This window comes from Rhizobacter sp. (genome assembly GCA_021153565.1).
Taxonomy (GTDB): Bacteria; Pseudomonadota; Gammaproteobacteria; order Burkholderiales; family Burkholderiaceae_C; genus Albitalea.
In genome coordinates this window covers 1-7,637 of sequence record JAJKJU010000037.1, presented here as the reverse complement: position 1 = coordinate 7,637, position 7,637 = coordinate 1, and the positions used below count along the sequence as shown (strand labels likewise).

The following is a 7,637-nucleotide window of genomic DNA, read 5'->3' as shown; positions in this document are numbered from 1 at the left end:
GTCCGAGCAGCACGTCAAAAGGCGCCTGATCTAGGCGCAAAGCGCAGCCATAGCTTGGCTATGGCGAGCATTTGCAACGACGAGCAGGGGGCTTTTGGCGTAATGAGCGGGCATGATCGAAAAACTCTCAGCCTCTGACTCATTCCCTGTCCGTCGCGTAGCGTGGCGCCTGTGACATCGCCCGCAAGCTGCTGCCCCGCGAGATTCAGCGGGAGGCGCTTGTCAGCAAGTTGAGCGGGATTTCACCCACAGCATGGAATGCTTCGGGCTAGAATGGACTGCAAGTTTCATGCCTTTATGACACAACTGCTTCCTTCTCTTTTTCGTGCACTCTCGGGCGGGGCGACGGCCATCTCACTGGCCTTTGCGATGTGCGCCCCGGTGCATGCCGAAAAAGCCGACCGGACAAAGCCGCTGAACGTTGTCGCAGATCGCGAAGGCAACTTCGATCTCCTCAAGCAGGTCGTCGTCTTCAACGGCAACGTGACCATCACCAAAGGCACCATCGTCATCAAGGCCGACCGCGTGGAAGTCCGTGAGCGCCCGGACGGCTACAAGATCGCCATTGCCTTCGGCAGCGCGGCCAAACCTGCCACCTTTCGGCAAAAGCGCGACGGCGTGGACTAATACATCGACGGTCAGGCCGACCGCCTCGAATACGACGAAAAGCCGGACATCATCCGCTTCGTCAACAACGCCATGGTCCGGCGCCTGCGCGGCGAAACCATTGGCGACGAGATCACCGGAACCATCGTGGCGTACGACAACACGACCGAGGTATTCAGCGTCTTGGGAGGATCCCATACTGCTGCCGGCGGCAAGAACGCGCCGGGGGGCCGCGTGCGCGCGGTGCTCACCCCGCGTGAAGGCACGCCGGCCGCGGCTGAAGCGGCATCCGCCGCGGCAGCAGCTGCAGGGACCCAGCTCAAAGCCAGCACCTCCCTCGGAGACAAGAAGTGAGCGCAACGGCGGCCGCCTCGCCGCGCAGTCCCGGTCGACTGGCCGCGCAAGGCCTTCAGAAGACCTACGGCGTGCGCAAGGTGGTGAAGGACGTGCATCTCGCGGTGGATGCGGGCGAGGTGGTCGGCCTGCTCGGCCCCAACGGCGCCGGCAAGACGACGAGCTTCTACATGATCGTCGGGCTGGTGCGGGCCGATGCCGGCGCGATCACCATCGACGGCGAGGCGGTTGAGCGGATGCCGATTCACCGGCGTTCGCGTCTCGGGTTGTCGTACCTGCCGCAGGAAGCCTCGATCTTTCGCAAGCTCACCGTCGAGGAAAACATCCGCGCGGTGCTCGAACTGCAGCTCGACGAGGCCGGCAAGCCCTTCAAGGCGTCGGTAATCGATGATCTGCTCAACGGCTTGCTTCGCGAGCTGAGCATCGAAAAACTGCGGCACTCGCCGGCGCCGGCACTGTCGGGCGGCGAACGACGCCGTGTCGAGATCGCGCGCGCACTCGCCACCCAGCCGCGCTTCATCCTGCTGGACGAACCTTTCGCAGGCGTCGACCCGATCGCTGTGATCGAGATCCAGCGGATCATCAGTTTCCTGAAGGCGCGCGGCATCGGCGTGCTCATCACCGACCACAACGTGCGCGAGACGCTGGGCATCTGCGACCGCGCCTACATCATCAGCGAAGGCCGGGTTCTGGCCGAAGGCACGCCAGTAGAAATCGTCGAGAACGCCGACGTGCGCAAGGTGTACCTCGGCGAACACTTCCGCATGTAGTGCCATGAAACCGTCACTACAGGTTCGTCTTTCCCAGCATCTGGCGCTCACGCCTCAGTTGCAGCAATCCATTCGATTGCTGCAACTCTCCACGCTCGAACTCCACCAGGAAGTCGAGCAAATGCTCGAACAGAATCCTTTCCTCGAGACTGAAGAAGACACTTCACCGGTCTTCGAGCCATTGAGCGAGCGGCTTTCGAGTGCCGAGCGTGCGGGCGAGCGCGAGACGGAGAACGCTTCCGAAGCTGCGAGCGGCAGCGACGAGACCGCTGGCGTCGACACCGCGGAGTTCGGCGGAACCGAACGTGAGGACTGGGAGAACGGAACCGAGCGCGACGACTTCGACGGAATCCGCGAAACGCCGAGCGCAAGCGGCACGAGCAGCAACGACAACGAAGATTTCGACCCGCAAGAGCGCAATCAGGCCTCGCAGACGCTGCAGGAATTTCTGCGTGATCAACTGCCGGGCATGCGACTGTCGCCTGAGGACGCCGCCGCGTTGCACGTGCTCATCGAGTCGTTGAACGAAGACGGCTACCTCGCCGACACGCTGGAAGAAATCGTCGCGGAACTCGCAGGCGACGACGACCCCGAGGGTAGCGAAGAGCTTCTTGAGCACCTGCAATGCGCGCTGAAGTGGTTGCAGAGCATGGAGCCCGCGGGCGTGGGCGCACGCTCGCTGTCCGAATGCCTGACGCTGCAGTTGCGGCTCCTGCCGCGCAGCGAAGCGCAGATGATCGCAATCATCGTGTGCAAGCAGCACCTGGACCTGCTCGCGCGGCGAGACACGAAGAAGCTCATGGCCGTGACGGGTGCCGACGAATCGCTGCTCAAGGAAGCCCAAGGCATCATCACCTCGCTCGAACCCAAGCCGGCGCGGCCCTTCGCTCGTGCCGAGGCGAACATCATCGTGCCCGACGTCATCGTTCGGAAGTCGGGCCGCAACTGGAAGGTCGTGCTCAATCCAGACGTGATGCCCAAGCTGCGCATCAACGATCTCTACGCGCAGGCGATCCGCCAAACGCGCGGCGCGGCCAATAGCGGTACGGGCCTCACCTCGCGGCTGCAGGAAGCGCGCTGGTTCATGAAGAACATCCAGCAGCGCTTCGACACCATCCAGCGCGTGTCGCAAGCGATCGTTGAGAGACAGAAGAGCTTCTTCACGCACGGCGAAATCGCAATGAAGCCGCTGGTGCTGCGCGAGATCGCGGATGAACTCGGACTGCACGAATCGACCATCTCGCGCGTGACCACAGCCAAGTACATGTCCACGCCGTTCGGCACCTTCGAGTTGAAGTATTTCTTCGGCTCATCGCTGAACACCGAAGCGGGCGGCAATGCATCGAGCACTGCGGTGCGTGCGCTGATCAAGCAACTTGTCTCGGCCGAAGATCCGGCCAAGCCGCTGTCGGACAGCCAGTTGTCGCTGATGCTCGAAGAACAAGGCATCCAGGTGGCGCGACGCACTGTCGCCAAGTACCGCGAGGCGCTCAAGATCCCGCCTGCGAATCTGCGCAAGGCTCTCTGATGGCGCTGCCGATTTTTTTACCATGCGCAGCGGGCGTAGAAGGCTTTCTCGCCGATGAAGTGAAACGGGTCCTGCCCAAGCTCGACGTGCACACCGCGCGCGGCGGTGTCGCGCTCGAAGGAGGCCCCGACGAAGTGATGGTGCTCAACCTCGAATGCCGATTGCCGCAGCGCGTGCTGGTCGAGGTCGCCGAGGGGCCTTACCACGATGAGACCGATCTTTACGAGCTGGGACGAAGTGTCGACTGGGCGCAGTGGATCACGCCCCGACACACGCTGCGCGTGGACACGACCGCGCAGCGCAGCCCACTCAAGAGCCTGAACTTCGCAGCCCTGCGCATCAAAGACGCCGTGTGCGACGTGATGCGTGACGCGACCGGCGAGCGACCGAGCGTGGACACGCAGCATCCCGATCTGCAGGTGACGCTGCACGTGGGGCCCCAACGCGCCTCGATTTACGTCGACACCTCCGGCGAACCCCTCTTCAAGCGCGGGTGGCGCGAAGACAAGGGCGACGCCCCACTGAAGGAAACGTTGGCGGCCGCCATGCTGGCCGCCGCCGGATGGCGCGGCACACCGGAGCAGGGCGGCGGCTTGCACGATCCGTGCTGCGGATCGGGAACGATCGCCATCGAAGCCGCACAGATCGCTTGCGGCATCGCGCCCGGCCTGAAACGTCGATTCGCTTTCGAGCGACTGCTGCCCTTCGCCGACGCGGACATGCGCGCCGCGTGGCAGCGGCACAAGAGCCATGCGCAATCGCGCATCCGTACAAGTGCGGTGCCGATCTTCGCGAGTGACGTGTCCTTCCGCATGGTCGACTTCGCGCGCCGCAATGCGCTGCGCGCCGGGGTCGAGGCAGCCATCACCTTCAACGGCGGAGATGCGCTCGAACGCCCCGCGCCACCGCTGGCTGAAGCCTTGCCCGGCACGCTGATGCTCAATCCGCCGTATGGCGAGCGCATCGATATCGGCGGCAAGGCGGCACGGCCGTCGGCGCAGGATCGCGACACGCCCGACGACTTCTTTCCGCGGCTCGCGGCGCATTGGAAGCACGCATACACCGCTCACCCCGCAGGGTGGACGGCCTATGTGCTCAGCCCTGACATGAAGCTGCCGAGCGCAATGCGATTGAAGGAAAGCAGGCGCGTGCCGATGTGGAACGGTCCGATCGAATGCCGTTTATTCCGATTCGATCTCGTGCCAGGGTCCATGCGCTCGTAGCCCGGGTAAAACCCAGGATTGGGAGTTGGCGCAAGGGCACAGTCCCGAGCTTTACCGCTTCATCAACGAACTCTACGGCGGACCCGCCTGTGAGGCTGTGCGGGACGAGATGCTCAAAGGCGTAGAGGCTTGCCAGAGTCAGCAGGTCGAATGCTGTCAGCTCGGCAAGCACCGACTTCCAGTGGCCCAGGTCATTCAGACGCTCGGATCGACAGATGGCTGGATTGTGTCGAAATCTTGGCTCTAAATCGACACATTCTGGCATCATGTCGATCGGACAAACAAGTCCAAAGGGATAGATCGATTTCAGGGCCTTCAATCGACATATGGCATTTGACCCCTCCGCGCCCTACAACGACCTGCCGGCGCTTCCGCCGAAAGTCGACGTGGAGTCGCGGACCGTCCTCAAGGCATGCATCTCAGCGCGCGCCGCCGTCGGCGAGTTGAAGGCCGCCGGGCAGTTGATCCCGAACCAAGGGGTACTCATCAACTCGATTCCGCTGCTCGAAGCCCAAGCCAGTAGCGAGATCGAGAACATCGTGACCACCACGGATCAGATGTTCCTCTTCGACGGCGTCAGCGAAGGTGAGGCGGATCCAGCGACCAAGGAAGCGCTGCGCTACCGAACCGCGCTCTGGGAGGGATACCAGGCGCTCAAGACGCGTCCGCTCTCCACCAATACCGCCGTGCAGATCTGTCGTGCGATCAAGGGCGTGGATATGGACATCCGCAAGACGCCCGGCACAACCCTCAGCAACGACCGTACTCGACAGATCATCTACACCCCGCCAGAAGGCGAGGTCCTGCTTCGAGAAAAGCTGGCCAATTGGGAGCAGTGGATGCACGGCACCTTGCCCGGCACCGCGGATATCGACCAACTCGTGCGAATGGCGGCTGGCCACTACCAGTTCGAGGCCATCCACCCGTTCACCGATGGCAACGGCCGGACAGGGCGCGTCCTCAACTTGCTTTACCTCGTCGAGCAGGGGTTGCTGGATATCCCGGTGCTCTATCTCAGCCGCTACATCCTGCGGAACAAGGCCGGCTACTACAGCGGCCTGCAATCGATCACCGAGACGGGGGCGTGGGAGCCCTGGCTGCTCTACATGCTCAGCGGTGTGACCGAGACGGCCCGCTGGACCATGAACAAGATCGTCGCTGTACGTGGCCTCCTCGAGGAGACCACGGAACGGATGCGACGAGACGCCAGCCAGATCTACTCTCGCGAACTTTCCGAATTGGTGTTCGTGCGACCGTACTGCCGGATCGCGCACGTCGTGGAGGCGGGACTGGCCAAGCGCCAGACCGCGAGCACCTACCTCAAGGAGCTCACGGCGATCGGCATTCTGCGAGAGCACAAGATGGGCAGGGAAAAGATTTTCCTCAACCCAGCGTTCATCGAACTTCTGAAGCGCGACTGAAAGACCCGGGCGCGCACACCGAGCAGATGGACGTCTCGAGCCCAACGGAGCCCGTGGAAGGCGCGGCACAACAGGTGACCCGCGAAGACCTCTACGAGCAGGTCTGGCGCGAACCCATGTTGCGCGTGGCAAAGGGGCTTTGCCCCGGGCTACCGGGCCGCCATGCGCCCCATCAGCTGGCCCAAGTCGCCCAACCCATCGGCAGGCAACCTGCCGTGCGGCGTGAGCTTGTCCACCACGAAGGGCAGCATCTGCGACAACCGGTCCGCCGTGACGCGCTGGGACAAGCCCAGCTGCTGCGAGATGTCCTCAATGGTCTCCGAGCCGAGCACGCGCTGAACATCGTCTGGTGAAATCGGGAGGTTGCTGCCGCGACCGATCCAGGAATGGAGGACTTCGGACATCCCGCACTTGTCGAAGCGCTCGATCAGTCCGTCGACTCCGATGCCGTCTCCGCCGTCTGCCAGCATTTGCAAAACCGCACCCAACATGTCGCCACGCGCGCTCGTCGTTCGCACGCCGGACAGTGCACCAATCACGGAATCGAGTAGACCCATGGTGATCTCCGGAAGGGGCTCCCCGCCCCATTCTGCGGCGCTGATGGTCTGAATGGCAAGCTGGCCGGGAGACCCCTTCAGCTTCGTGATTCCCTCAAGGACAGCGCGGACATCACCGCCATCGGAGCGGTGTCGGCACGCAGTACGCGATGCCCAAGCGACACCGCGGCAAATCCCGCGTCGAGTGCAAGGGATTCCTCGGCTGGACTGAGCCCCCCCTCCGGGCCGCTCAGAAACACCATGGCTGCGCCTGGGGCCATGCGTTCGAACGGCATCGCCTCGCGCAGGCTGAGCACCATGCATTGCGCGCCGCCGCGCGCCTTGGCGAGCCACTGCGCAAGCGTCATCACCGGCTCGATGACTGGCACTCGTGTTCGACCGCTTTGCTCGCTCGCCGCGATCGCCACACCGCGCCAGTGGTCGACCTTCTTCAGCGCGCGCTCGCCGGAAAGACGCAGCACCGACCGTTCGCACACGAGGGGCTGGACGGCGGCGGCACCGAGTTCGGTGGCCTTCTCGATCAGGTTGTCCATGCGCTCGTTGGCGGGCATGCCGACGGCCAACGTCACGTGGAACGGCAGCTCCCGGTCGACCTGACGATGCGCGCCAATAAGCACGTCAACGTCGCTGCGCCCCATGCGAAGAACCGTCGCCGCCCACTCGCCGCTTTCGCCGTTGAAGCAGGTCAGTTCCTCGCCGGGTTGCAGGCGCAGCACCTGCACATGGCGCGCCGGTCCCGGCGGCAAGGCGAGTTCTGCCCCCTCGCCGAGCGGAAGGTCGACGTACAGGCGCGGCGGCATCAGCTGATACCGAGCCGCCTCGAGGCGGCTGAGCGTCCCCTCGGGGGGCAGGAGCAACGCGACGCGGGGGTGAACATTTCAGCCGCGCCGAGCCGCCTCAAGGCGGCTGAGCACCCCCTCGGGGGGCAGGAGCAACGCGACGTGGGGGTGAACATTTCAGCCGCGCCGAGCCGCCTCAAGGCGGCTGAGCACCCCCTCGGGGGGCAGGAGCAACGCGACGCGGGGGTGAACATTTCAGCCGCGCCGAGCCGCCTCAAGGCGGCTGAGCACCCCCTCGGGGGCATAAGCGCTAACTTAATAATCATGAAAATCCAGCCTCACACTGGTACTGACGAAGGCGCGGCGGCTCGCGCAGTTGCGCCGCGATTTCTTGCCAGC

Annotated in this window: 8 protein-coding genes; 6 read left to right on the top strand and 2 right to left on the bottom strand. The window is 63.9% G+C overall.

Features of this window, described 5'->3' with window-relative positions; genetic code table 11:
- Nucleotides 1-297: 297 nt before the first annotated feature.
- The 6 genes from AC30NL_RS02840 to fic all read left to right on the top strand — a co-directional run bounded on the left by AC30NL_RS02840 (nt 298) and on the right by fic (nt 5,902).
- The gene (locus tag AC30NL_RS02840) at nt 298-627 is read left to right on the top strand and encodes an LptA/OstA family protein (RefSeq protein ID WP_489462500.1); all 330 of its coding nucleotides are present in this window, start codon (nt 298-300) and stop codon (nt 625-627) included.
- 72 nt (nt 628-699) lie between these two features.
- Nucleotides 700-960, top strand: coding sequence for a hypothetical protein (locus tag AC30NL_RS02835; protein ID WP_489462499.1), 261 nt, complete (start codon nt 700-702; stop codon nt 958-960).
- A complete protein-coding gene (gene lptB / locus AC30NL_RS02830) occupies nt 957-1,730 on the top strand; it encodes an LPS export ABC transporter ATP-binding protein (RefSeq protein WP_489462498.1) in 774 nt (257 codons plus the stop codon). Before AC30NL_RS02835 ends, lptB begins: the two co-directional genes overlap by 4 nt.
- A gap of 4 nt (nt 1,731-1,734) precedes the next feature.
- Nucleotides 1,735-3,258 (top strand): RNA polymerase factor sigma-54, encoded by a 1,524-nt coding sequence (locus tag AC30NL_RS02825; protein ID WP_489462497.1) that lies wholly within the window; start codon nt 1,735-1,737, stop codon nt 3,256-3,258.
- Nucleotides 3,258-4,481 carry a THUMP domain-containing class I SAM-dependent RNA methyltransferase gene (locus AC30NL_RS02820; protein ID WP_489462496.1) on the top strand — a complete coding sequence of 408 codons (1,224 nt, stop codon included), beginning with the start codon at nt 3,258-3,260 and terminating at the stop codon, nt 4,479-4,481. The genes AC30NL_RS02825 and AC30NL_RS02820 overlap by 1 nt, the downstream gene beginning before the upstream one ends.
- 326 nt (nt 4,482-4,807) lie before the next feature.
- Nucleotides 4,808-5,902 carry a protein adenylyltransferase Fic gene (gene fic / locus AC30NL_RS02815; protein WP_489462495.1) on the top strand — a complete coding sequence of 365 codons (1,095 nt, stop codon included), beginning with the start codon at nt 4,808-4,810 and terminating at the stop codon, nt 5,900-5,902.
- Between the two features lie 149 nt (nt 5,903-6,051).
- On the opposite strand, the gene AC30NL_RS02810 is transcribed toward fic, so the two are convergent.
- Both AC30NL_RS02810 and AC30NL_RS02805 read right to left on the bottom strand, forming a co-directional pair.
- Nucleotides 6,052-6,459 carry a YidB family protein gene (locus AC30NL_RS02810; RefSeq protein WP_489462494.1) on the bottom strand — a complete coding sequence of 136 codons (408 nt, stop codon included), beginning with the start codon at nt 6,457-6,459 and terminating at the stop codon, nt 6,052-6,054.
- Nucleotides 6,460-6,536: 77 nt separating this feature from the next.
- Nucleotides 6,537-7,259 (bottom strand): 16S rRNA (uracil(1498)-N(3))-methyltransferase, encoded by a 723-nt coding sequence (locus tag AC30NL_RS02805; RefSeq protein ID WP_489462493.1) that lies wholly within the window; start codon nt 7,257-7,259, stop codon nt 6,537-6,539.
- Nucleotides 7,260-7,637 lie beyond the last annotated feature (378 nt).

Coding starts and splice junctions, on each gene's coding strand:
- AC30NL_RS02820 (WP_489462496.1), top strand. CDS start 3,258: ATGGCGCTGCCGATTTTTTTACCATGCGCAGCGGGCGTAGAAGGCTTT.
- AC30NL_RS02805 (WP_489462493.1), bottom strand. CDS start 7,259: ATGCCGCCGCGCCTGTACGTCGACCTTCCGCTCGGCGAGGGGGCAGAA.
- AC30NL_RS02825 (WP_489462497.1), top strand. CDS start 1,735: ATGAAACCGTCACTACAGGTTCGTCTTTCCCAGCATCTGGCGCTCACG.
- AC30NL_RS02810 (WP_489462494.1), bottom strand. CDS start 6,459: ATGGGTCTACTCGATTCCGTGATTGGTGCACTGTCCGGCGTGCGAACG.
- AC30NL_RS02835 (WP_489462499.1), top strand. CDS start 700: ATGGTCCGGCGCCTGCGCGGCGAAACCATTGGCGACGAGATCACCGGA.
- AC30NL_RS02840 (WP_489462500.1), top strand. CDS start 298: ATGACACAACTGCTTCCTTCTCTTTTTCGTGCACTCTCGGGCGGGGCG.
- fic (WP_489462495.1), top strand. CDS start 4,808: ATGGCATTTGACCCCTCCGCGCCCTACAACGACCTGCCGGCGCTTCCG.